This is a genomic window from Pseudomonas sp. NFACC10-1 (genome assembly GCF_900119195.1).
Taxonomy (GTDB): Bacteria; Pseudomonadota; Gammaproteobacteria; order Pseudomonadales; family Pseudomonadaceae; genus Aquipseudomonas; species Aquipseudomonas cerasi.
In genome coordinates this window covers 227339-250606 of record NZ_FPJB01000002.1, presented here as the reverse complement: position 1 = coordinate 250606, position 23268 = coordinate 227339, and the positions used below count along the sequence as shown (strand labels likewise).

The 23268-nt window shown below is 61.6% G+C and carries 20 protein-coding genes; 8 read left to right on the top strand and 12 right to left on the bottom strand.

From position 1 onward, the window contains the following. Positions 1-23: 23 nt before the first annotated feature. Complete coding sequence (proC, locus tag BT119_RS05685) at positions 24-842, bottom strand: pyrroline-5-carboxylate reductase (RefSeq protein ID WP_003366134.1); 819 nt, start codon at positions 840-842, stop codon at positions 24-26. A 21-nt stretch (positions 843-863) separates the two neighbouring features. Next, the gene (locus BT119_RS05680; RefSeq protein WP_072365064.1) at positions 864-1550 is read right to left on the bottom strand and encodes a YggS family pyridoxal phosphate-dependent enzyme; all 687 of its coding nucleotides are present in this window, start codon (positions 1548-1550) and stop codon (positions 864-866) included. A 55-nt stretch (positions 1551-1605) separates the two neighbouring features. Here BT119_RS05680 and BT119_RS05675 point away from each other — a divergent pair, with 55 nt between their 5' ends. After that, entirely contained in the window at positions 1606-2640 is a 1035-nt protein-coding gene (locus BT119_RS05675) for a type IV pilus twitching motility protein PilT (protein WP_003366137.1), read from the top strand. A 96-nt stretch (positions 2641-2736) separates the two neighbouring features. Here BT119_RS05675 and BT119_RS05670 read toward each other — a convergent pair whose 3' ends face one another. Further along, positions 2737-3414, bottom strand: coding sequence for a C40 family peptidase (locus tag BT119_RS05670; RefSeq protein ID WP_003432065.1), 678 nt, complete (start codon positions 3412-3414; stop codon positions 2737-2739). A gap of 250 nt (positions 3415-3664) precedes the next feature. On the opposite strand from BT119_RS05670, the gene BT119_RS05665 reads away from it, so the two are divergent. Beyond that, positions 3665-4069, top strand: coding sequence for an NINE protein (locus BT119_RS05665; protein WP_060708577.1), 405 nt, complete (start codon positions 3665-3667; stop codon positions 4067-4069). A gap of 86 nt (positions 4070-4155) precedes the next feature. Here BT119_RS05665 and BT119_RS05660 read toward each other — a convergent pair whose 3' ends face one another. The 7 genes from BT119_RS05660 to gshB all read right to left on the bottom strand — a co-directional run bounded on the left by BT119_RS05660 (position 4156) and on the right by gshB (position 10325). Beyond that, a complete protein-coding gene (locus BT119_RS05660) occupies positions 4156-5427 on the bottom strand; it encodes a dihydroorotase (protein ID WP_060708578.1) in 1272 nt (423 codons plus the stop codon). After that, positions 5424-6428 (bottom strand): aspartate carbamoyltransferase catalytic subunit, encoded by a 1005-nt coding sequence (locus BT119_RS05655; protein WP_003366142.1) that lies wholly within the window; start codon positions 6426-6428, stop codon positions 5424-5426. The genes BT119_RS05660 and BT119_RS05655 overlap by 4 nt, the downstream gene beginning before the upstream one ends. 12 nt (positions 6429-6440) lie before the next feature. Beyond that, entirely contained in the window at positions 6441-6953 is a 513-nt protein-coding gene (pyrR, locus tag BT119_RS05650) for a bifunctional pyr operon transcriptional regulator/uracil phosphoribosyltransferase PyrR (protein ID WP_072365062.1), read from the bottom strand. Between the two features lie 255 nt (positions 6954-7208). Beyond that, positions 7209-7649: a Holliday junction resolvase RuvX gene (gene ruvX, locus BT119_RS05645; protein ID WP_002551734.1), complete on the bottom strand. Its 441-nt coding sequence runs from the start codon at positions 7647-7649 to the stop codon at positions 7209-7211. After that, positions 7649-8221, bottom strand: a complete 573-nt coding sequence (locus BT119_RS05640) for a YqgE/AlgH family protein (protein WP_003366147.1) — start codon at positions 8219-8221, stop codon at positions 7649-7651. Before BT119_RS05640 ends, ruvX begins: the two co-directional genes overlap by 1 nt. A gap of 75 nt (positions 8222-8296) precedes the next feature. Continuing rightward, on the bottom strand, positions 8297-9199 hold the full coding sequence (locus tag BT119_RS05635) for an energy transducer TonB (RefSeq protein WP_072365060.1): 903 nt from the start codon (positions 9197-9199) through the stop codon (positions 8297-8299). A gap of 166 nt (positions 9200-9365) precedes the next feature. After that, complete coding sequence (gshB, locus tag BT119_RS05630; protein WP_003316740.1) at positions 9366-10325, bottom strand: glutathione synthase; 960 nt, start codon at positions 10323-10325, stop codon at positions 9366-9368. 254 nt (positions 10326-10579) lie between these two features. On the opposite strand from gshB, the gene pilG reads away from it, so the two are divergent. The 6 genes from pilG to BT119_RS05600 are packed head-to-tail and all read left to right on the top strand — an operon-like array spanning position 10580 to position 20541. Beyond that, entirely contained in the window at positions 10580-10990 is a 411-nt protein-coding gene (gene pilG / locus BT119_RS05625; protein ID WP_003366149.1) for a twitching motility response regulator PilG, read from the top strand. 46 nt (positions 10991-11036) lie between these two features. Then, complete coding sequence (gene pilH / locus BT119_RS05620; protein ID WP_003316741.1) at positions 11037-11402, top strand: twitching motility response regulator PilH; 366 nt, start codon at positions 11037-11039, stop codon at positions 11400-11402. Between the two features lie 14 nt (positions 11403-11416). Further along, positions 11417-11956 carry a chemotaxis protein CheW gene (locus BT119_RS05615; RefSeq protein ID WP_003432055.1) on the top strand — a complete coding sequence of 180 codons (540 nt, stop codon included), beginning with the start codon at positions 11417-11419 and terminating at the stop codon, positions 11954-11956. Between the two features lie 50 nt (positions 11957-12006). Beyond that, positions 12007-14049, top strand: a complete 2043-nt coding sequence (locus tag BT119_RS05610) for a methyl-accepting chemotaxis protein (protein WP_032609251.1) — start codon at positions 12007-12009, stop codon at positions 14047-14049. A gap of 47 nt (positions 14050-14096) precedes the next feature. Further along, a complete protein-coding gene (locus tag BT119_RS05605; protein WP_072365058.1) occupies positions 14097-20078 on the top strand; it encodes an Hpt domain-containing protein in 5982 nt (1993 codons plus the stop codon). Beyond that, complete coding sequence (locus BT119_RS05600) at positions 20071-20541, top strand: chemotaxis protein CheW (RefSeq protein ID WP_002551743.1); 471 nt, start codon at positions 20071-20073, stop codon at positions 20539-20541. Before BT119_RS05605 ends, BT119_RS05600 begins: the two co-directional genes overlap by 8 nt. 388 nt (positions 20542-20929) lie before the next feature. Here BT119_RS05600 and selO read toward each other — a convergent pair whose 3' ends face one another. After that, positions 20930-22393 carry a protein adenylyltransferase SelO gene (gene selO / locus BT119_RS05590; protein WP_072365056.1) on the bottom strand — a complete coding sequence of 488 codons (1464 nt, stop codon included), beginning with the start codon at positions 22391-22393 and terminating at the stop codon, positions 20930-20932. Between the two features lie 138 nt (positions 22394-22531). Beyond that, positions 22532-23197 carry a GntR family transcriptional regulator gene (locus tag BT119_RS05585; protein WP_005778794.1) on the bottom strand — a complete coding sequence of 222 codons (666 nt, stop codon included), beginning with the start codon at positions 23195-23197 and terminating at the stop codon, positions 22532-22534. Positions 23198-23268 lie beyond the last annotated feature (71 nt).

Sequence of the window (23268 nt, the reverse complement as noted above, 5' to 3'; positions counted from 1 at the left end):
ATCTGCTCCAGAAAACCCGAAAATTATTTGCCCAGTTGTTCAGCCAGCTCGGCTGCACGATGGTCTGCGGCGGTCAGTGCCGTTTCCACCAGTGCCTCGAAGCCGCCCGCCTGAAATGCCTTGATGGCCGCCTCAGTGGTCCCGCCCGGCGATGTAACGCGACGACGCAGTTCGCCAGCGCCTGCATCACTGCCAGTCGCGATCAAGGCCGAGCCCAGCGCTGTCTGCAGGGTCAGCTTTTTAGCAATGTCCTCCGGCAGACCCAGTTTCACGCCTGCCGCAGTCATCGCTTCCATCATCAGAAAGAAATACGCCGGGCCACTGCCGGACACTGCCGTGACAGCGTCCATGTGTTTTTCCTGCTCGACCCAGACCGCGATGCCGACTGCGGCCAGCAACGCCTCGGCCTGCTCACGCTGCTCTGGCGTGACGTTGTCGGTCGCGTACAACCCGCTGGCACCCTGACGCAGCAGTGAGGGCGTATTGGGCATGCAGCGCACCACCGGCTGCTCACCCAGCCATTGCGTCAGGCTGGCGCAGGTGATGCCGGCCGCGACCGAAACAATCAGCTGGTGAGGTTCGAGACTGGGCTTCAAGGCCTGGCAGACGTTTTTCATCATCTGCGGCTTGACCGCCAGTACCACCACGTCGGCGCCATTGATCGCGTCGGCGTTGTCGGCGAATACCTGGATGCCGTGATCGTTGGCGATGCGCTCGCGGGTTTCGGCACCCGGCGCACTGGCACTGATCAGTGCCGCCTCCACGCCCTGGGCGCGCAGGCCGCCGATCAGGCTGGCGGCCATGTTTCCGGCACCAACGAAGGCAATACGGGTCTTGCTCATGAAGGGGTCCTTGTGAAGAGGTTATGGCTGGCCATAGTCGCGGGCGCCAAAAAGAGCGGTGCCGATGCGCACCCAGGTCGCGCCTTGTGCAACGGCGGCTTCCAGGTCGTGGCTCATGCCCATGGAAAGTGTGTCGAGCGGCAGGTGCAATTGCTCCTGCAGCGTGCGCACTGCGGCGAAGGATGCGTTCTGCGCCGCAGGATCGTCTGTAGGCTCGGGGATGGCCATCAGGCCGCGCAACCTGAGTCGCGGCAGGGCGCTGATGGCAGCGGCCAGCGCAGGCAGGTCCTGAGGCGTACAGCCCGATTTGCTGGCTTCGCCACTGACGTTCACCTGAATGCAGATGTTCAGCGGTTCAAGCCCTTCGGGGCGTTGCTCGGACAGGCGTTGAGCGATTTTCAGGCGGTCCACGGAATGTACCCAGTCGAAGTTCTCGGCGATAGCTCGCGTCTTGTTCGATTGAATGGGGCCAATGAAGTGCCAGCACAAGGGCAGGTCGCTCAGTTCGAGCTGTTTGCCCAGTGCTTCCTGTAAATAATTTTCGCCAAAATCGCGCAAACCTGCGGTGTAAGCTTCACGCAGGTCACTGGCGGGCTTGGTTTTACTCACCGCCAGCAGGCCGACGGACGCCGGATCGCGCTCAGCAGCAAGCGCTGCGTCGCGAATTCGCTGTTCGAGCGTTGAAATGTTCGCTGCTATCGTGGACATTGATTTGCGCCAGCAGGGCTAAAGTCTGCGGCATTCTATGTGATTGAGGAGCTGTATGGATATTACCGAGCTGCTGGCCTTCAGTGCCAAACAGGGCGCGTCGGATTTGCACCTCTCTGCAGGTCTGCCGCCAATGATCCGCGTCGACGGCGATGTACGGCGTATCAACCTGCCTCCGCTGGACGCGAAGGAGGTCAAGGCGCTGATCTACGACATCATGAACGACAAGCAACGCCAGGACTTCGAAGAACGGCTGGAAACCGACTTTTCCTTCGAAGTGCCGGGCGTGGCGCGGTTTCGGGTCAACGCTTTCAACCAGAACCGCGGTGCTGGCGCGGTCTTCCGGACCATCCCTTCGAAAATCCTGAGCATGGAAGACTTGGGCATGGGCAGTGTGTTTCGGAAGATTACCGACGTGGCGCGTGGCCTGATTCTGGTCACCGGTCCGACCGGCTCAGGCAAGTCGACCACCCTGGCGGCGATGATCGACTACCTGAATAACAACAAGCATCACCACATTCTGACCATCGAGGACCCGATCGAATTCGTCCACGAGTCGAAGAAGTGCCTGGTCAACCAGCGCGAGGTGCACCGCGACACACTGGGCTTCTCGGAGGCGCTGCGCTCGGCGTTGCGTGAAGACCCGGACGTGATTCTGGTCGGGGAGATGCGTGACCTGGAGACCATCCGCCTGGCGCTGACCGCGGCTGAAACCGGCCACCTGGTATTCGGCACGCTGCACACCACATCAGCAGCCAAGACCATCGACCGGATCGTCGATGTGTTTCCGGCTCAGGAAAAATCGATGATTCGCTCGATGCTCTCCGAATCGCTGCACGCCGTGGTTTCGCAGGCGTTGCTCAAGAAGGTCGGCGGCGGACGCGTGGCGGCGCACGAAATCATGATGGGCACCCCGGCGATCCGTAACCTGATCCGCGAGGACAAGGTGGCGCAGATGTATTCGTCGATCCAGACGGGCGGCTCGATGGGCATGCAGACGCTGGACATGTGCCTGGCCGATCTGGTGAAGAAGGGGCTGATCACCCGTGAAAGCGCGCGCGAACGTGCCAAGGTGCCGGATAACTTCTGATCGCAGGGAGGCTGCAGGAACGAAAAAGGGGTCTTGAAAGCGTTCAAGACCCCTTTTTTTCAGATGCGGCTTGCGGACCGCGGATTCACATCAGGATCAGCGCTGAACCACACGCATCTGTCCGGGTTGCTTGGGCAGCACGCGCTTGGCGATCTTGTAGTGACTGTTCCAATACGGTTTGTTCAGCGTATCGACAGTTACGGCCTTGCCACGGCGCGGCGCATGAACGAACTTGTTGTCGCCCAGGTAAATGGCGACGTGGTTGATGTTGCGGCTCTTGATATTGAAGAACAGCAGGTCACCGGGTTTCAGATCCTTGCGATCCACCGTCTGACCATGACCCTGGGCCATGGCATTGGAGGTGCGTGGCAGGTCGACCTCACGGACATCCGTGTAGGCGTATTTGACCAGTCCGCTGCAGTCCAGGCCTTTGCCGGGCGTGGTGCCGCCCCAGCGATAAGGCGTGCCCACAGCCTGCAAGGCGCGTTTTACAACGGCGCTGCCTTGCTTGGCAGGGGCAGAAGCCTGCAAGGCCGCGATTTTTTTGGCGTTCTTGCGTGAAAGCGGCTTCTGGACGGCGCTGGTAGCGCCGTACTGAGTTCGGGTGGTGGTGGCTTCCTTGGGTGCATTGCGAGTCGCGAGTGCCGGTGAAGAGTGGCTTTTGGCGGTGTAGCCCGTGAAGCTCGCAGGAAGTTGTTGCTCACGATTGGTGGCGTGGGCGGCCAGTGGCATAAATAGGCAAATGGTTAGCCATGTCTTGAAAAAAGGACGCATTCGGCAGGGCTCATGGTGGTCAGCGCGCAACTTTATAACAGCTTTTTCAAAAAAACTGACCCCATTTGTCGAGCGCATCACAGTGGCATCATTGCATTTTATGCGACAGACTCTTTCTTTTTTCGGGCTAATCCCTTTAGCGACAAGGGCTTGGCGGCATTAAACCGCCTCATGTGCCATACGTCGGAATAGGGAAACCAAGTCACAATTTTGTTATGTATTTTTTTCTATCAGCGCAAAGAGGGCAAAAATGAACGCCTATCGTTCAGACACACACAGCAAGGTCATGGGTTACCTGATGTGGATTTTCGGCTTCCTGGGAGCGCATCGCTTCTACTACGGCAAACCGGTCACCGGGACCATCTGGTTCTTCACGTTCGGTCTGTTTGGCATTGGCTGGCTGATTGACCTGTTCCTGATCCCGTCGATGGACCGTGACGCCGACCTGCGCTTTACCCCCGGCTCCACCGACTACAGCGTGGCGTGGGTGCTGCTGACCTTCCTCGGCCTGTTCGGCGTGCACCGCATGTACCAGGGCAAGTGGATTACCGGGATTATCTACCTGTTTACCGGCGGGCTGTTTCTGGTGGGCATCCTCTATGACTTCTGGACATTGAATGACCAGATCTCGATGAGGAACGCCCGACGCGGGTAAAGCTTGGGCAGAGGGGCTGACGCAGAGCCCGGCTCGCTCCCACAGTGATGCAACGAGGAATGTGGGAGCGAGAGCCCAGAGCGGGCTCAACGGCTGTAGCTGATCCGTCCATCCACCAGTGTGTAGCGTACCGAGCCCGGCAGACAGTGGCCGATGAAGGGGCAGTTTTCGCCTTTTGACAGCCAGGTCTCGCCGGCAACCGTCGAGGCGGCAGGGTCGAACAGGACGATGTCGGCCGGCGCTCCTGCGCTCAGCTTGCCGGCTGGCAGGCGCAGCGCGGCGGCAGGGCCGCTGCTCAGGCGGGCAATCAGGGTCGGCAGGTCCAGCAGACCGTCATCCACCAGGGTCATGGCCAGCGGCAGCAGCAGTTCGACGCTGCTGATGCCCGGCTCCGTAGCGCCAAACGGCGCCAGCTTGGCATCGCGTTCGTGCGGCTGGTGATGGCTGGAAATCGCCTGAATGACACCGCTCTTCACCGCTTCACGCAGACCATCGCGGTCAGCGCGGGTGCGCAGCGGCGGCTGGACGTGATAGAGGCTGGAGAAGTCGATCAGCGCCTCGTCAGTCAGAATCAACTGATACAACGCCACATCCGCCGTCACCGGCAGACCGCGCGCCTGTGCCTGGGCGATCAGCGCCGCGCCACGGGCGCTGGTCAGCTGGCTGAAGTGCGCACGTACACCGCTCTGTTCGACCAGCAACAGGTCGCGAGCCATCGCTACGGTTTCGGCCGTCTCGGGAATGCCCGCCAGACCCAGGAAACTGGCCGTCGGGCCATCGTGTGCCAGACCGCCTTCGGCCAGATCACGATCCTGCGAGTTGAAAATCACCGTCAGGTCGAAGGTCGCCGCATATTCCAGTGCCCGGCACAGCGTGCGGGTGTTGCTGAAGCTGCTCAGACCATTGCCGAAGGCCACGCAACCTGCGTCGCGCAGGGCGATCAGTTCTGCCAGCTGTTCGCCTTCCAGGCCCTTGCTCAGCGCCCCGATGGGGAACACCTTGCTGAACCCGGCCTCACGGGCGCGGTCGAGGATCAGCTCGGCCACTGCCGAGGTGTCGAGCACCGGTTTGGTACGTGGCGGGCAGCACAGGCTGGTCACGCCGCCTGCCACCGCTGCGCGGGTTTCGCTGGCGATGCTGCCCTTGCGACTGTAGCCAGGTTCGCGCAAGGACACATTGAGGTCGACAAGGCCCGGTGCTGCGACCAGCCCGGTAGCGTCGATGGTCTGAGTGGGCTCGAAACCCGCCGGGGCCGAACCGATGGCGCTGAGTTTGCCTGCTTCAAGGTGCAGGTCAGTGATTTGATCCAGCCCGCTGACCGGGTCGATGACGCGAGCGCCGAGGATGCTGAGCTTCACTGGGCGTTCTCCTGTTCGAATTGGCGTTGTGCGTTTTGTCCGCTCATGGCCATGGACAGCACCGCCATGCGGATCGCGATACCGTAAGTCACTTGATTGAGAATCACCGAATGCGCGCCGTCGGCCACTGCCGATTCGATTTCCACGCCTCGGTTGATCGGGCCGGGGTGCATCACAATCGCATCCGGCTTCGCAGCCGCCAGGCGCGCGGTGGTCAGGCCGAACAGGCGGTAGAACTCGCCTTCGCTGGGCAGCAGGCCGCCGGTCATGCGTTCACGCTGCAGGCGCAGCATGATGACCACGTCCACGTCCTTCAAACCTTCGTTGAGGTCGGTGTAGACCTTGACCCCGTATTGCTCGACGCCTACCGGCAGCAGGGTTTTCGGCCCGATCACGCGGATATCCGGGCAGCCCAGCGCCTTGAGCGCAAGCATATTGGAGCGTGCGACCCGTGAATGCAGGATGTCACCGACGATGGCCACCGACAGGTTCTCGAAACCGCCCTTGTGACGGCGGATGGTCAGCATGTCGAGCATGCCCTGGGTCGGGTGGGCATGGCGTCCGTCGCCGCCGTTGATGATCGCGACGTCCGGGCATACGTGTTCGGCAATGAAGTGCGCCGCACCCGAGTCGGCGTGGCGCACGACGAACATGTCGGCGGCCATCGCTTCGAGGTTGCGCAAGGTGTCGAACAGCGTTTCCCCCTTGCTGGTGGACGAGGTCGAGACGTTCAGCGTGATCACGTCGGCTGACAGGCGCTGGGCCGCCAGCTCAAAAGTGGTCCGGGTGCGCGTGGAGTTCTCGAAGAACACGTTGCACACCGTCTTGCCGCGCAACAATGGGACTTTCTTGACCGCCCGGGCGCCGACTTCGAGGAACGAGTCGGCCGTGTCGAGAATTTCGGTGAGCAGCTCGCGGGGCAAGCCGTCCAGAGACAGGAAATGGCGCAGCTGGCCCAGGTGGTTGAGCTGCAGCGGGCGCTTGGCGTCGAGAGGCGTCATCGCAATGGACTCTTAAAGGGCGGTGGAGAGGTCTTGAAGTTCGAGTGCCAGCGGCTCGGGGCCGGACAGCTTGATGCGTTCATTCGGTGCCAGCGCCAGGGTGGCGCCGACCACGTTCGGACGCACCGGCAGTTCACCGGCGTCCAGGTCCAGCAGGCAGACCAGCGTGACACTGGCCGGGCGGCCGTAATCGAACAGTTCGTTGAGTGCGGCACGGACAGTACGGCCGCTCATCAGCACGTCATCGATCAGCACCAGGTGCTGGCCTTCGATCTCGAACGGCAGTTCAGAAGGGCGCACCTGAGGGTGCAGGCCGTTCTGGCTGAAATCATCGCGATAGAACGAAACGTCCAGCGTGCCCAGCGGAGCGGGGTTGTTCAGTGCCTTGAGCAGCGTCTGGGCAACCCAGACACCGCCAGTGCGGATGCCGATGAAACGAGGGTCGCTGATGCCGCGCTTGCTCAGGTGAGCGTTCAGGTCAGTGGCCATCTGACGAATCAGTTCGGCGGGATCGGGCAGGCTCATGGTTGCTCCTTAGAGGCTCGGGCAGCGTCCTTCCCAGACTGTGTAAAAACTACTGCGCTTGGCAATACTGCGTTAAAAACAGGCGAAAAATGCTCATTTAGAACACCTGAAGTCGGTCGCGACCCCGGCCGTTTTCGCCTGTTTTTGCCTTGTCTTGCCTTTGCTCGTGACGTTTTTACACAGTCTGGTCCGTGGCGCGATGCTCAAGCGATAACGTGGAATCCGGGTATCTCGAAGCGATAAAGGCAGAAAAAGTCACACATTCAACAGTTCGGGGTGCTCGTCCAGCCAGCCTTGCAGCAATAGCGCAGCGGCAATGGCATCCACCGGATTGTCGCGATAGCTGCCCTTCTGGCCGCCGCGCGCCATGCGCTCGCCCTTGGCTTCGAAGGTGGTCAGGCGTTCATCATGGGTGTAGACCGTTACACCAAAGCGTCCGTTGAGCTTGCGCGAGAATTTTTCCGCGCGCGCGCTCATGTCGCTGGGCGTGCCGTCCATGTTCAACGGCAGACCCACCACGATCGCATCAGGTTTCCACTCGTTGATCAGCGCCTGGACCTTGTCCCAGTCCGGCACGCCATTCTGCGCCTTGAGCGTGCAGAGTTCACGTGCCTGGCCGGTAATCGCCTGGCCGACCGCAACGCCGATCTGTTTGGTGCCGTAATCAATGCCCAGCAGCAGCCGTAAGGCGGCCATCAAGCGTGCCCTGCCTGGGTCGAGATCAGGTTGAGATTGATGCCCAGACGTCTGGCGGCGGCGTCCAGACGCTGCTCGCTGTCCACATCGAACAGGATGGCCGGGTCGAACGAACAGGTCAGCCAGGCATTGTCGGCCATTTCAGCATCCAGTTGACCGGCATCCCATCCCGCATAACCCAGGGTGATCACATTTTGATCAGGTCCGTAGCCATCGGCGATGGAGAACAGCACATCCTGAGAAGTCGACAAGGAAATTCCGCCCGGAAGATTGACCGTCGCCTGAAAGGTCTGGCCGCTGGGATGCAGGACAAAGCCGCGATCGGTCTGCACCGGCCCGCCGGTATGAATGACGATGTCCTGGCAGTGTCTCGGTGCCGGAAGCTCCGGTCGCAGTTGTTCGAGTACATCGGCCAGGGTCAGGCTTTGCGGGCGGTTGATCACCAGCCCCATGGCGCCATTGGCGTTGTGCTCGACAATGTAGGTCAAGGTCTGAGCAAAGTTCTCATCGTGCATGTGAGGCATGGCGATGAGGAACTGATGCTTGAGATAACTCGGAGAGACTTTTTTCATGAGCCCTAGTTTGGCGTTGCCTTGCGCGGCTGACAACTGACACGTGTGGGTGTCGAGCGTCAGCGGGCAAAAAGTTCAGTTGCTTGACAGCTTGTCTCCGCGTGCAAATTTCCAGGTGCGGATGATCTCCAGTCGATCAATATCCGCCAGATCGCCGGTGAACGGCGCAAAAGGCGCCGCCAGACGCACGATTCGTTGTGCGGCCTGATCCAGCAAAGGCTGCCCTGAAGATTCAAGCACCAGCACTTCATACAACGAGCCGTCCCGATTGATTGACACAAGAAGTCGCAAATTACCGTAGATCTGCTTGCGTCGTGCTTCCTCAGGATAGTTCAGGTTTCCGACCCGCTCGACCTTCTTGCGCCAGTCATCCTTGTACCAGGCGCCTTTGTCGCGCATGGTCGACGCCGCATTGAGGCGGTGGATCTTCGGGCGCTTGGCGTAAAGCTGCTGTTCGGTCGACAGTTCGGCTTCCAGGCTGGCGATTTCGTTGCTCAGTTCCGAGCTGTCGAAGGTCGGTGCAGCCTTGGTGGCGGGCTCGGGCTTGACCTCATCGCGTTTGGCAACGGTTTTCTGCTGGCTGGGCGCGGTGGTCGCGACGGCGGTCTTCGGCGCTTCCTGTTTGACCACCGGCTTGCTGGCCGGGGGCGGCGTGACCTTGTTGACCTTGGTGTCCTGATAGGGCGCCAGTTCAGTGGTCTTGAGCGTTTCGGCCTTGTCCAGGGTGCCGCTGCCCTGCTGATCGTCTTGCGCCAGAAAGTCAGCCTGCTTGGGCTTTTCTTCGCTTTTGAAGGTGGCCAGGGTGATTTCCAGCGTCTGCGAGATCTGCTCCGGCTTTACATAGGTGAACCCCACGCCAAGGATCACCGCGAGGTGAATCAGCGCCGCGATCATCATGGTAAAGCCCAGGCGATCGGCAGGACGCACACCGGCGTTGGCGAGTTCCAGGGGGAGGTCGTTGTTGGCCATGGATGTCATTGGCGGTTCAGCATCTCGTCAGCCTGCATGTCAAAATCCGTGTCGTGTTACAGGTGGCGCATGATAACGCAATGTGCCGCGCCGCTCTGCTGCGGATCGGACGAAGGGAATCGATCTGACGCCGTGGCGCACGGTGTTGACCGTGGCCGGCGGCGTCAGTGGCTGATCAGCCCTTGCGTGCTTGCAGCTTCTTCTCGATCGCGTCCATCAGCAGGCCACCAATGTTGGTGCCGAAGGCGTTGTCGATCTCGCGGATGCAGGTCGGGCTGGTGACGTTGATTTCGGTCAGGTGCTCACCGATCACGTCGAGGCCGACGAACAGCAGGCCTTTTTCACGCAGGGTCGGGCCGATCTGTTCGGCGATCCAGCGGTCCTTGTCGCTCAACGGACGGGCCTCGCCACGCCCGCCTGCCGCCAGGTTGCCACGCGTTTCGCCGGCTGCCGGGATGCGCGCCAGGCAATACGGGACCGGTTCGCCATCGACCATCAGAATGCGTTTGTCGCCGTCCTTGATGGCGGGCAGGTAGCCCTGCGCCATGATTTGCTGCGTGCCGTGGGCGGTCAGGGTTTCAAGGATCACTGACAGGTTCGGATCGCCCGCACGATGGCGGAAGATCGACGCACCGCCCATGCCGTCCAGCGGCTTGAGGATCACGTCGCCGTGCTGTTCGGCGAATTCACGGATGATGTCCGCGCGGCGGCTGACCAGTGTCGGCGGTGTGCACTGCGGGAACAGCGTGGCGAACAGCTTCTCGTTGCAGTCACGCAGGCTCTGCGGCTTGTTGACCACCAGGACGCCGGCACGCTCGGCCTGCTCCAGCAGGTAGGTGGCGTAGACGAACTCCATGTCGAACGGCGGATCCTTGCGCATCAGGATCACGTCCAGATCGTCAAGACCTGCGTCGACTTCGGCTTCGAACTCGAACCACTTGGCCGGATCGGCAAACACCTTGAGCGGCTTCATGCGTGCGCGGGCCTGGCCGGCGTTCTGATACAGGTCTTTCTGTTCCATATAGAACAGTGACCAGCCGCGTTCCTGGGCGGCAAGCAGCATGGCCAGCGAGCTGTCCTTTTTATAGGAAATGCGCTCAATGGGGTCCATGACAATCCCTAGGCGAACGCTCATGGGCAATATCCTCTGATCGGTAAGGGCCGCAACGGCCGTAAAATTGGCATCAGGGTGGCGCTCCGATTGCTCCCGGTCAAGGGGCAGGCCTGCCGCGATGCGCCAAGGTGCACTTTATGGATTGCGTCTGGAGAGTGTGCTAAAAAGGCTCGGCATCCGGTCTTCGGTCCCAGTGGGTCAACGAAGCGATACCGTCAGGCTCCCAGTGCCTCGCAGAATGCGCAAAAATTCGCTGCGGCGATGGAAGAGCAGCTATGGAACAACACGCCTCCGCCCTGAAAGTCATGGTCATCGATGATTCGAAGACCATCCGCCGCACCGCCGAAACACTGCTCAAGAACGCAGGCTGTGAAGTCATCACTGCGATAGACGGTTTCGACGCGCTGGCCAAGATTGCCGATAACCACCCGCGAATCATATTCGTCGATATCATGATGCCGCGTCTGGACGGTTATCAGACCTGCGCGCTGATCAAGAACAACCGGGCATTCAAGTCGACGCCGGTCATCATGCTGTCCTCCAAGGACGGCCTGTTCGACAAGGCCAAGGGGCGGATTGTCGGTTCCGATCAGTTTTTGACCAAGCCTTTCAGCAAGGAAGAACTGCTCAGCGCGATCAAGGCTCATGTGCCGGGCTTCGTTGCAGCAGAACAACACATACCATGACGCCCGCGCCTGATGTAGCGCGCTCGTAATCTGACGGGGAACACCCATGGCTCGAATATTGATCGTCGATGACTCGCCGACTGAAATGTACAAACTCACCGGCATGCTGGAAAAGCACGGTCATGAAGTGCTCAAGGCCGAAAACGGCGCTGATGGCGTGGCCCTGGCCCGTCAGGAAAAGCCCGATGCCGTGCTGATGGACATCGTCATGCCGGGGCTCAACGGCTTTCAGGCCACGCGTCAGCTGACCAAGGATGCCGACACCAGCATGATCCCGGTGATCATGATTACCACCAAGGATCAGGAGACCGACAAGGTCTGGGGCAAACGTCAGGGCGCACGCGATTACCTGACCAAGCCGGTGGACGAAGAAACCCTGATGAAAACCCTGAATGCGGTGCTGGCCGGCTGATTGCCGGAATCGCCATGGCCGAGCCGCGCACCGCTTTTGAACTGCTTCTGGATATGGATCGACGCTGTCGTTCGCTGGCGGCGGGCCTGCCGCTGCAGGAAGCCCATCAGCAGGACTGGGTCGGTATCGGCTTTCGCATGGGCGAGCAACGGTTTGTAGCGCCGATCGGCGAGATCGCCGAAATCCTTCACGAACCCCATCATGCGGTAATGCCCGGTGTGAAGTTCTGGGTGGCGGGTATCGCCAACCTGCGCGGTCGCTTGTTGCCACTCATGGATCTGTGCGGGTTTTTCGGCCACGAACTGGTGCCGGTGCGCAAACAGCGACGGGTGCTGGTGGTCGAGCACCATGATGTATTTGCCGGTCTGCTGGTCGATGAAGTGTTCGGCATGCAACGTTTCAGTCAGTTGAGCCTCATACCCCAGACCCCGCAGGACATGGATCAGCGTATGGTGCCGTTCCTGCGCGGGCAGTTTATCCGCGAACAGGCGTGGCAGATCTTCAGCCCGTGGGCGCTGGTGCAGTCTGCGGAGTTCATGGACCTGGCTTCCTAGCATGTCGGGCCTGGTGTGTTTCACAATTGATCCAGGCGGGGGCCTGATTAATGAGTAGTACAGACCGGTCAAGGGAAGGCGCAAGAAGCCGGACGCAGATTATTCTGCTGTTCGTGGCGCTTATCGTTTTCATCATGTTGCTGTTCGCCAACTTCGCTTACCTCAACACTCAGTCCAACTACGACAAACAGTACATCGGGCATGCCGGTGAGCTGCGCGTCCTGTCGCAACGCATCGCGAAAAACGCCACCGAAGCGGCTGCCGGCAAAACCCAGGCGTTCAAGTTGCTGGCCGATGCGCGCAATGATTTCGACGTGCGCTGGGGCTATCTGAGAAAGGGCGACCCGGCCACCGGATTGCCTGCGGCCCCCGACCTGATACGCGACGAATTGCGCACCGTGCAACGTGACTGGGAAGGGCTGCGCAAGAGCACCGACGTGATTCTGGCCAGCGAACAGACCGTTCTGTCGCTGCATCAGGTGGCGGCAACGCTGGCCGAAACCATTCCGCAATTGCAGGCCGAATACGAGAAAGTCGTCGAGAGCCTGCTGCAAAGCCGTGCGCCCGCCGCACAGGTGGTGGTTGCGCAACGCCAGGCGCTGCTCGCAGAACGAATTCTCGGCTCGGTCAACACCGTGCTGGCCGGTGATGAAACGGCTGTGCAGGCCGCCGACGCCTTTGGCCGCGATGCCAGCCAGTTTGGTCGGGTGCTCAACGGCATGCTGGAGGGCAACGCCACGCTGCGCATATCCCAGGTCGAGGACCGCGATGCGCGCGCGCGGCTGGCGGAGATCGCCGAGCTGTTCGAATTCGTCTCCGGCTCGGTGGACGAGATTCTCGAAACCTCGCCCGAGCTGTATCAGGTGCGCGAGGCCTCGGGCAACATCTTCAACACCTCACAGACCCTGCTGGATGAAACCTCGGTACTCGCCAACAGCCTGGAAAACCTTGCCAAGCGCCGCACCATGAACACCGTCGGCGGCTATGTGCTGGGCTTGCTGGCGCTGGCGTCGATCATCCTCATCGGTTTGGTCATGGTGCGCGAGACCAATCGCCAGTTGCGCGAAACTGCGCAGAAGAGCGAACGCAACCAGACGGCGATCATGCGTCTGCTGGACGAGATCGAGAACCTCGCCGATGGCGACCTGACGGTCACGGCCTCGGTGACCGAGGACTTCACCGGGGCGATTGCCGACTCCATCAATTACTCCATCGACCAGTTGCGCGAGCTGGTGGTGACCATCAACCTGACTGCCGAGCAGGTAGCGGCTGCGGTGACCGAAACCCAGGCGACGGCCATGCAATTGTCGGCTGCTTCAGAGCACCAGGCGTTGCAGATCAGTGCGGCGTCGACAGCGATCAACGACATGGCGGCGTCCATCGATCAGGTTTCGACCAACGCCTCGGAGTCCTCGGCCGTGGCGGAGCGCTCCGTGACGATAGCCAATAAAGGCAACGAGGTGGTGCAAAACACCATTCATGGCATGGACAACATTCGCGAGCAGATTCAGGACACCTCCAAACGCATCAAGCGTCTGGGCGAGTCGTCACAGGAGATTGGCGACATCGTCAGCCTGATTGACGACATTGCCGACCAGACCAATATTCTGGCCCTCAACGCCGCCATTCAGGCGTCGATGGCCGGTGATGCCGGGCGAGGGTTTGCCGTGGTAGCCGACGAAGTACAACGGCTGGCCGAGCGTTCGTCGTCTGCGACCAAGCAGATCGAAACGCTGGTCCGGGCCATCCAGAACGACACCAACGAGGCGGTTATCTCCATGGAGCAGACCACCAGCGAAGTGGTGCGCGGTGCCCGGCTGGCGCAGGACGCCGGGGTGGCGCTGGGCGAAATCGAAGGGGTGTCCAGAGTGCTGGCCGAGCTGATCGAAAGTATCACCGATGCCGCCCACCAACAGGCCGAGTCTGCCGGGCAGATTTCGCAGATCATGACCGTCATTCAGCAGACCACTTCGCAGACCACCTCGGGCACATCGGCCACCGCCGAAAGCATCGGCAACCTGGCGAAAATGGCCAGCGAAATGCGGCGCTCGGTATCGGGCTTTGCCCTGCCGTCATCGAAGAAAGCCGGATGATGTACCGCACATGAACAACCTTGATTGGGTAACGGACGGTACTCGTCATGGCTGATCGTCACGATTACGTAGCTCTTGAGTGGCTGAAGGGCGAGATCGCCGAAACGCTGCGCCAGGCCCGACAGGCGCTGGACCCGTTCATCGAAGACCCGACCAACGCTGCAGCGATGGCCGAGTGCCTGAACCTGGTGCATCAGGTTCACGGCAGCCTGCAGATGATCGAGTTCTACGGCGCCGCGTTGCTGGCCGAGGAAATCGAGCAACTGGCGCTGGCGGTCCAGCAGAACCGCGTCAGCCATCCGATCGAGTCCGAGCAACTGTTGATCCAGGCCATGAGTCAGTTGCCGGTTTACCTGGAGCGCATTCATTCCGCGCGCCGCGACCTGCCGCTGGTGGTCTTGCCATTGCTCAATGACCTGCGCAGTGCGCGGGGCGAAAGTCTGCTCTCGGAAACCAGCCTGTTCGCCCCGCAACTGGTCGTCGTGCCGCCGCTTGATGACGAGGAGCTGGCGCGGCGCAATACCCCGGAATTGCCCAACCTGCTGCGCAAGTTGCGCCAGACCCTGCAGGCGGCGCTGGCCGGCCTGATGCGTGAGCAGGGTGTGCAGACCCAGCTCGGCTACATGGCCAAGGTGTTTGCCCGGCTTGAACAGTTGTGCGAAGACGCGCCGCTCGGTGCGCTCTGGCGGATCGCCTCGGCACTGGTCGAAACCATGCTCAACGGCAACTTCACCAACAGCCCGGCGCTGCGCAGTCTGCTGAAGGACGCCGACAAGGAACTCAAGCGTCTGGCCGAGCAGGGCGTCACCGGCATCAACCAGCCCGCCCCCGAAGAGCTGTTGAAAAGCCTGCTGTTCTATATCGCCAAGTCCGACAGCCTGGCGCCGAAGATGCTCGACCTCAAGGACCAGTACGCGCTGGCCGATGCCTTGCCCGGCAACGATGTGGTCAATGAAGAGCGCGCCCGCATGGCCGGTCCGGACCGTGACGCCATGCGTTCGGTGATCGTGGCCTTGTGTGAAGGGCTGGTCAGGGTCAAGGAGCGGCTCGACGTGTTCGTGCGCGGCGACCGTCAGCATGTCAGCGAGCTCAACGCGCTGCTGCCGCCGTTGCGGCAGATTGCCGATACCCTGGCGGTGCTGGGTTTCGGCCAGCCGCGCAAGGTGATCATCGATCAGTTGTCTGTGGTGCTCGGTCTGGCGCAGGGGCAGCGCGAGCCCAGCGACGCTGCGCTGATGGATGTCGCGGGTGCCTTGCTCTACGTCGAATCGACCCTTGCCGGCATGGCCGGCAGTCACGAGCAGGTCAGCCGCGAGGAAAGCCGCCTGCCGACTACCGACCTGACGCAGATTCATCAACTGGTGATTCGCGAAGCCCGCACGGTGTTGCAGCAGGCCAAGGACGTGATCCTCGATTACATCGACGGCGAGTGGGACCGGCAGCGGCTCGATCCGCTGTGCGCGCTGATCGTGCAGGTACGGGGTGCGCTGGCGATGATCCCGCTGGCCCGTGCTGCCAGCCTGCTGGCCGCTTGTAACGAATACATTCAGGAACACCTGCTGGTGGACGAAACCCGTCCCACCTGGGTTCAGCTCGATTGCCTGGCCGACACCATCACCGGCATCGAGTATTACCTGGAGCGCATGCTCGAAGACCATCAGGCGCCTGGCGACCAGGTGCTCGACATGGCCCAGCAAAGCCTGGCACGGCTGGGCTATACGCCCGCTGCGGACACTCTCGAAGTGCCGTTGCTCGAAGAGATCATCACTCAGGACGAGTTGCTGGAGCTGGATGACCGCAAGGCGCTGGTCAGCCCCACGCAGACTATTGCCCAGGTCCTCGCCAGCCCGGTCTCGGCCGTCAACCCTCCCGCCCGTAACGTACCCACCAGCCTGTTGCCGCCCGCGGCCGGAGAAGAGGCGGTGGACGACGAGTTGCGCGATGTGTTTCTCGAAGAGGCCGACGAGGTGCTCGACGCGCTGCGCGAGTACCTGCCGCGCTGGTTCACCTCGCTTGGCAGCGACGGCCATTGGGACAGCACGGCGCTGACCGAGGTACGCCGTGCGTTTCATACGCTCAAGGGCAGCGGCCGGATGGTGCGTGCACTGATCCTCAGCGAACTGGCCTGGGCGGTGGAAAACCTGCTCAACCGGGTGCTGGAAGGCGACGTACTGCCGGGCCTCGAAGTGCAGCAATTGATGAGCGAAGTGCAGGCGCTGCTGCCGTCGGTCATCCGCGACTTTGCCGAAGATGCACAGTGCCAGCGTAACGATGTCGACCTGTTGGCGGCCCGTGCCCATGCGTTGGCCAATGGGCTGGAGCTGCCGACGCTGCAGGTCGCGGATGATCATGAGGCAGGCGAGCCTGTTGCCGCCGAAGCGCTCGATCCACAGTTGCTGGAGATTTTCCGTCAGGAAGCGCTCGGCCATCTGAACACCCTCGGCCGCTTCCTCGACAACGCCGAACAATCAGCGTCGCCGGCGATCAGCGACGCGGTGCTGCGTGCGCTGCATACGCTCAAGGGCAGCGCGCACATGGCCGGGGTGCTGCCGATTGCCGAACTGGCCAGCCCGCTCGATCAACTGGTGCGTGAATACAAGGCCAACCTCATCGATATCGGCTCACCGGAACTCGTCCTGCTGCGCAGCGCCGAGCCGTTGCTGCACAAGGGCCTCGAGCAACTCGACAGCACGCCGCTGGCCGATATTCCGGGTGCCGCGCCGCTGATCGAGGCCGCCCTGGCGATGCTCAACGAGCGCCTCACCGTGGTGCTGCGCGAGTCGGACAGCGGCCTGCGGATCAAGCGCAACCCCACGCTGCTCGCCAGTTTTCTGGCCGAAGGCATGGACATCGTGCTGGATGCGGAAAACCTCCTGCGGCGCTGGCGGCAGCACCCCGGCGAACGTCAGGAACTGAGCGCGCTGCTCGATGAGCTGACCACCCTCGGTCACGGCGCGCATCTGGCCGACCTGCCGCAGGTCGATGAACTGTGCGAAGCCTTGCTCGACCTCTACGGGGCGGTCGAAGAAAGCAGTCTGGCGGTCAGCGAACGGTTTTTCGATGTGGCAGAAAATGCTCACGAAGCGCTGATCAACATGCTTGATCAGGTGGCTGCCGGCCAGGATGTCGAGCCGCGTCCCGAGTGCGTGCGTGCCTTGAACCAGTTGCTGGATCAGGCGCTTGACCCGTCGGCGACCGGGCTGGTCAAGAGCGACGGCCATCGCACGTTGAGCGTTACCGAGCTCAACGCCGCCACCGAGCAACTGGCCAACGAGGCCGGGCACACTGACACTGACGTTGCCGGTCCGGACGACGAAATCGTCGAGATATTTCTGGAGGAAGCCGTCGATATCCTCGACAGTGCCGGTCAAGCGTTGCAGCGCTGGCTGGCCGACCCAGAAAACCCTGCGCCGCTGGCCTCGTTGCAGCGTGACCTGCACACCCTCAAGGGCGGTGCGCGGATGGCTGAGGTGGGCGAGGTGGGCGATCTGGCCCACGAACTGGAAAACCTCTACGAAGGCTTGATCGACCGGCGCTTCAACCATTCGCCGACGCTGGCCGAGCTGCTGCACGAGAGCCACGACCATCTGGCGATTCTGCTCGAGCAACTGTATCGGCAGGAAGCGCTCAGCGACCCTTCGGCCTTGATCGAAGCGCTGCGCAGCTGCCGCACGCTCGAGAGCACCGGGCCCGAGGTGCAGGCCTCGCCGCTGGCCAATGAAGATCTTCCCGAACATGACACCGAGCTGCGTGAAGTCTTCCTCGAGGAAGGTTTCGACATCATGGAAAGCTCCGGCGCGGCATTGGCCCGCTGGCAGGCCGATCCGCATAACATGCTGGAGGTCGAAAACCTGCTGCGCGACCTGCACACCCTCAAGGGCGGCGCGCGGATGGTGGAAATCGCTCCGATAGGCGACCTCGCTCACGAGCTGGAGACGCTTTACGAGGGGCTTTCCACCGGAAGTCTGCAGCCCGCGCCGTTGATGATCGGCCTGTTGCAGAGCGGTCAGGATGTGCTGGCCGACATGCTCGATGCCGTGCGCAATGAAAAACCGTTGCCTGATGCCACCTTGCTGATTGAGAGCATTCGCAGGCTGGCCACCGATGAGCCGGTGGGCGCACCGCTGGCTGCGCAGGACCCGGAAGTCAGTCCGGAGTCAGTCGTCGCCGTGGCCCCGGTCGCCGAAGGGGAGGCCGAGCGCAGCGGCCCGGAAATGGTCAAGGTGCCTGCCGAGCAACTGGAAGACCTGGTCAACCTGGCCGGCGAAACATCCATCTTCCGTGGACGCATCGAACAGCAGATCATTGATTCGCAGATCGCTCTGGTCGAGATGGAAACCACCATCGAGCGGATGCGCGACCAATTGCGTCGTCTCGATATGGAAACCCAGGGGCGCATCCTTAGCCGGGAGCAGGTCCAGGCCGAGCGGCTGGGTTACGAAGAGTTCGACCCGCTGGAAATGGACCGTCATTCGCAGTTACAGCAACTGTCGCGCGCTTTGTTCGAATCGGCGTCCGACCTGATGGACCTCAAGGAAACCCTCGGTGCGCGCGCCCGCGACGCAGAAACGCTGCTGTCGCAACAGGCCAGGGTCAACACCCAGCTCCAGGAAGGCCTGATGCGTACGCGCATGGTGCCGTTCGAGCGATTGGTGCCACGCCTGCGTCGTGTGGTACGCCAAGTGGCGTCGGAACTGCACAAGAAAGTCCATTTCGAAGTGGGCAATGCCGACGGTGAAATGGACCGCAACGTGCTGGAGCGAATGGTCGCGCCTCTTGAGCACATGCTGCGCAACGCCGTCGATCACGGGCTTGAAAGCACCGAAAAACGCATCGCCGCCGGCAAGCCGGAGCAGGGCCATATCAGTCTGGAACTGATGTACGAAGGCGGCGATATGGTCATCGAACTGAGCGATGATGGCTCTGGCGTTGACCTCGCTGCAGTACGTCGCAAGGCCATCAAGCGCGGCATGATCCATCCGGATGCCGATCTGTCCGACCATGAAGTGTTGCCGTTCATTCTGCAGGCGGGGTTTTCCACCAGCGAGATCATCACCCAGATTTCCGGCCGTGGTGTGGGCATGGATGTGGTGCACGCCGAGGTCAAGCAACTGGGCGGTTCCATGGTCATCGACTCGGTGCCGGGCAAGGGCACGCGCTTCCGTATCCGGCTGCCGATTTCGGTGTCGGTCAACCGGGCGTTGATGGTGACGTGCGGCGAAGAACAGTATGCGGTACCGCTCAATACCGTCGATGGCATCGTGCGTGTCATGGCCAATGAGCTGGACGGCTATTACCAGACCACCCCGCCGCGCTATCAATATGGCGGACGCAGTTACGAGTTGCGCTATCTGGGCGAGTTGCTGGGCAGCAGCCCGCCCAGACTGGCCGGGCAATTGCAGCCGCTGCCGGTGTTGCTGGTGCATCTGCAGGATCAGTGGGTGGCGGTGCAGGTCGATGCGCTGGCAGGCTCGCGCGAGATCGTGGTCAAGAGCCTTGGTACGCAGTTCTCAAGGGTGCAGGGCATTTCCGGTGCGACCATTCTGGGTGACGGCCGCGTGGTGCTGATTCTCGATCTGATGGCGCAGATCCGTACCTTGCAGGGCTTGCCTTTCAGAGGGTTGGCGCCTGCCTACCACGAAGCCGAGCACGCCAGACCGTTGCTGGTGATGGTGGTGGACGATTCGGTGACGGTGCGCAAAGTCACCAGCCGCTTGCTGGAGCGCCACGGCATGCACGTACTGACTGCCAAGGACGGTGTCGATGCCATGACCCTGTTGCAGGAGCACACGCCTGACATCATGCTGCTCGATATCGAAATGCCGCGTATGGACGGCTTTGAAGTGGCCAGCCAGATCCGCCAGGACGAGCAGCTCAAGGAACTGCCTATCATCATGATCACCTCTCGCTCGGGCCAGAAGCATCGCGATCGGGCGATGGCAGTGGGCGTCAACGAATACCTGAGCAAGCCCTATCAGGAAACCGTGTTGCTGGAGAGCATCGCTTACTGGAGCCAGGCGCATGTCTGAAGGCACGTTCCAGACCAGCCGGCTGACCAGTCTGACCGGCCTGCTGCTGCCGTTGAGTGACCGGCATCTGCTGCTGCCTAACGTCGCGGTCGCCGAGTTGATCGATTACCAGGATTGCAGCGCAGAGCCGGGCGCCCCCGAATGGTACCTGGGACCGATCAGCTGGCGCGAACTGACCTTGCCGCTGCTCAGCTTCGAAGCCGCCTGCGGAGGCCGCACCCGTGTCGGCGGTCGAGCCCGGATCGTGGTGCTCAATGCACTGGGCGGACGCAACGATGTCAGGTTCATCGCCCTGCTGACCCAGGGCATCCCGCGCTCGTGCAAGGTCGACAGCCAGTTGAGCTACGTCGACGTTCCGCTGGCCGAACTGGAGCTGGCCGCCGTACAGATCGGCGAAACCGTAGCCCGCATTCCCGACCTCGAAGGCCTGGAGCAATGGCTGGTGGATGCAGGGCTGTCATAGGTAAAGAGGACGCGGAGCGTCCAGAACGGCATGCGACGCGGAGCGCCGCACGATAGTTACAGGATGATCGTTCCTCACGCTCCAGCGTGGGAATGCCGTGCGTGACGCTCCGCGTCACAGATCTGTGCCGCGCCGCATACTCAAGATCGGACGCAGAGCGTCCAGAACGGCATGCGACGCGGAGCGCCGCACGATAGTGTGATGATCGTTCCGCACGCTCCAGCGTGGGAATGCCGTGCGTGACGCTCCGCGTCACAGATCTGCGCCGCGCCGCATACTCAAGATCGGACGCAGAGCGTCCAGAACGGCATGCGACGCGGAGCGCCGCACGATAGTTGAGATTATCGTTCTTCACGCTCCAGCATGGGCACGATAGAGGACAAACGCCTCACGACGAACAGCTGATTTCCAGGTGCTTGCCCCAGTCCGGCGGGCGTTGGGCGTAGCCTTGCATGCCGGGCTGTTCGGTGAAGGGTGTGCAGAGCACCTGATGCAGGCGGCGGACTTCTTCGTAGTCGCCTTTTTCCGCTGCGGCGATGGCGTTCTGCGCCAGGTAGTTGCGCAGGATGTACAGCGGATTGACCGCATGCATGCGGGTTTGACGCTCCTGCTCGGTGCCGTTGTCTTCGCCGGCAATACGCGTCTGATACGCTTCTGCCCAGGCATCGAAGCCCTTGATATCGACAAAGTCGTCACGCAACGTGCGCAACGCCTCGGCGGCTGGCTGGTCACCCAGGCGGCGGAAGAACAGGGTGTAATCCACGCCACTGTTCTGCATCAGCTTCAGCAACTGACTGACCAGTTGTTCGTCCTGCTCCTTGGCAACGGTCAGGCCCAGTCGGCGGCGCATCAGGTCCAGGTAGTGCGCCTGATACAGCGGCAGGAACAAACCGATGGCCTCGCGCAACGCTTCCACGCTGATGAACGGGGTCAGCGCCTGTGCCAGCGCGCTGAGGTTCCATTGCGCGATAGGCACCTGATTGCTGAAGGAGTAGCGACCTTCGTGATCGGAATGGTTGCAGATGAAGTGCTCATCGAAATCGTCCAGAAACGCGAACGGTCCGAAATCGAAGGTAATGCCCAGAATCGACATGTTGTCGGTGTTCATCACGCCATGACAGAAGCCGTAGGCCTGCCACTTGGCAATCAGCTCTGCGTTACGCTCGACGATTTCCCGGAACATCGCCAGATACGGCTCAGGCTGCTCCTGGCAGAGCGGGTAATGCATCGTCAGCACATGCTCGGCGAGGGTCTTCAATTGCTCTGGCTGTTTGGTGTAGAAAAAGTATTCCAGACTGCCGAAGCGCACATGGCTCTGCGCCAGACGCAGCACCATGGCTGCATGTTCCTGGGTTTCGCGCCACACCGGCGTGCTGGAGCTGACCACACACCCCGCGCGGCTGCTGGGGATGCCCAGCGCGTGCAGGGCTTCGGAGGCCAGAAACTCGCGGATCGACGAGCGCAGTACGGCGCGCCCGTCACCCATCCGTGAATACGGTGTGCGGCCTGCGCCCTTGAGGTGCAGGTCCCAGTGCTCGCCGGCGTCGTTGTACACCTCGCCTAGCAACAGCCCGCGACCGTCGCCCAGGCGCGGGTTGTAGGAGCCAAACTGATGCCCGGAATACACCATTGCCCGCGGCTCTGCCTCGGACCACAGCTTGTGGCCGCTGAAGATTTCCGCGAACAGCGGCAGATCGGCCTGTTCAGGCGCCAGGTCCAGCAGTGCCAGCGCTGACTGGCTGGCAACCACAAGCTGCGGCGCATCGATGGGTTCAGGCAGCACGGAAGTGGAGAACGCATCGCCCAGACGGGCAAAGCGGTTGTCGAAAGTGAGTTCGTCGAGTGCTTTCAAAGCGTATCGCCTCCAGAGGGGAATTTCAGGCTTTCAACGAAGCGGCGGCCTGCCTGGCTCGTCGGGCGTGTTGCAACGGTCAGAACCCGTAGACCGGGTCCCTGGGTGGTAGTTCTGGTGATCGGGCCTGCGCCCGGACTACCGGTTCCGGCTTCGCTCGAAGGCGGCCAGAATCGTTCGTTCCGATTGCACCAGATAATCCTCGAGCATGCGCGTCGCCTCATCGGTCTTGCCCGCGTCAAGGCGCCCGAGTACCGCTGCATTCATGTCCAGATAGGGCGAATGCAGCAGCTCCGGGTCGTTGAGCAGCCCGAAGGCCAGGCGCAACTCTGCTGATATCTGCGCATAAAACGCCGCCAGTCGCGGGCTGTCGGACAGCTCGACGATGGCCTTGTGAAACATCATGTTGGCGGTGCCCACGGCAATCCAGTCCTTGGCCTCACGCGCCTGCACGCCGGCCTCGACCGCATTGCGCATGTGCAGCACACCGGGATGCTGTGGATAAGCCTGGGCAATCGCCCCGCATTCGATGAAGCGCCGAATTCGGTAGATATCGATGATTGAAGCCATATCAGGCTTGGCCACGGTGACCCCTCGATTGGGTTCGTGGGTCAGCAGTCCTTCGCGGGTCAGCACTCTGAAGGCTTCTCTGAGGGTGTTACGGGAAATATCCAGACTCTCGGCCAGCGCGGCTTCCGAGAGGCGCTGACCGGGTACCAGCTCGCCCTCGACCAGCATTCTGCGAAGCTCAGTGGTGATCGATTCTCCGAGGGTGCGAGGGAGGGCAGAAGCAGCGTCGTTCATAAAGGGTCCAGAGAAAGAAAAGCCAGGTCGATATTCCACGACAGCTCATTGGCTGGCAAGGACGAAGGTCA

Excerpts from the sequence above, each read along its gene's own strand:
- proC (WP_003366134.1), bottom strand. The coding sequence starts at position 842 with ATGAGCAAGACCCGTATTGCCTTCGTTGGTGCCGGAAACATGGCCGCC.
- BT119_RS05680 (WP_072365064.1), bottom strand. The coding sequence starts at position 1,550 with ATGTCCACGATAGCAGCGAACATTTCAACGCTCGAACAGCGAATTCGC.
- BT119_RS05675 (WP_003366137.1), top strand. The coding sequence starts at position 1,606 with ATGGATATTACCGAGCTGCTGGCCTTCAGTGCCAAACAGGGCGCGTCG.
- BT119_RS05670 (WP_003432065.1), bottom strand. The coding sequence starts at position 3,414 with ATGCGTCCTTTTTTCAAGACATGGCTAACCATTTGCCTATTTATGCCA.
- BT119_RS05665 (WP_060708577.1), top strand. The coding sequence starts at position 3,665 with ATGAACGCCTATCGTTCAGACACACACAGCAAGGTCATGGGTTACCTG.
- BT119_RS05655 (WP_003366142.1), bottom strand. The coding sequence starts at position 6,428 with ATGACGCCTCTCGACGCCAAGCGCCCGCTGCAGCTCAACCACCTGGGC.
- pyrR (WP_072365062.1), bottom strand. The coding sequence starts at position 6,953 with ATGAGCCTGCCCGATCCCGCCGAACTGATTCGTCAGATGGCCACTGAC.
- ruvX (WP_002551734.1), bottom strand. The coding sequence starts at position 7,649 with ATGGCCGCCTTACGGCTGCTGCTGGGCATTGATTACGGCACCAAACAG.
- BT119_RS05640 (WP_003366147.1), bottom strand. The coding sequence starts at position 8,221 with ATGAAAAAAGTCTCTCCGAGTTATCTCAAGCATCAGTTCCTCATCGCC.
- BT119_RS05635 (WP_072365060.1), bottom strand. The coding sequence starts at position 9,199 with ATGACATCCATGGCCAACAACGACCTCCCCCTGGAACTCGCCAACGCC.
- gshB (WP_003316740.1), bottom strand. The coding sequence starts at position 10,325 with ATGAGCGTTCGCCTAGGGATTGTCATGGACCCCATTGAGCGCATTTCC.
- pilG (WP_003366149.1), top strand. The coding sequence starts at position 10,580 with ATGGAACAACACGCCTCCGCCCTGAAAGTCATGGTCATCGATGATTCG.
- pilH (WP_003316741.1), top strand. The coding sequence starts at position 11,037 with ATGGCTCGAATATTGATCGTCGATGACTCGCCGACTGAAATGTACAAA.
- BT119_RS05615 (WP_003432055.1), top strand. The coding sequence starts at position 11,417 with ATGGCCGAGCCGCGCACCGCTTTTGAACTGCTTCTGGATATGGATCGA.
- BT119_RS05610 (WP_032609251.1), top strand. The coding sequence starts at position 12,007 with ATGAGTAGTACAGACCGGTCAAGGGAAGGCGCAAGAAGCCGGACGCAG.
- BT119_RS05605 (WP_072365058.1), top strand. The coding sequence starts at position 14,097 with ATGGCTGATCGTCACGATTACGTAGCTCTTGAGTGGCTGAAGGGCGAG.
- BT119_RS05600 (WP_002551743.1), top strand. The coding sequence starts at position 20,071 with ATGTCTGAAGGCACGTTCCAGACCAGCCGGCTGACCAGTCTGACCGGC.
- BT119_RS05585 (WP_005778794.1), bottom strand. The coding sequence starts at position 23,197 with ATGAACGACGCTGCTTCTGCCCTCCCTCGCACCCTCGGAGAATCGATC.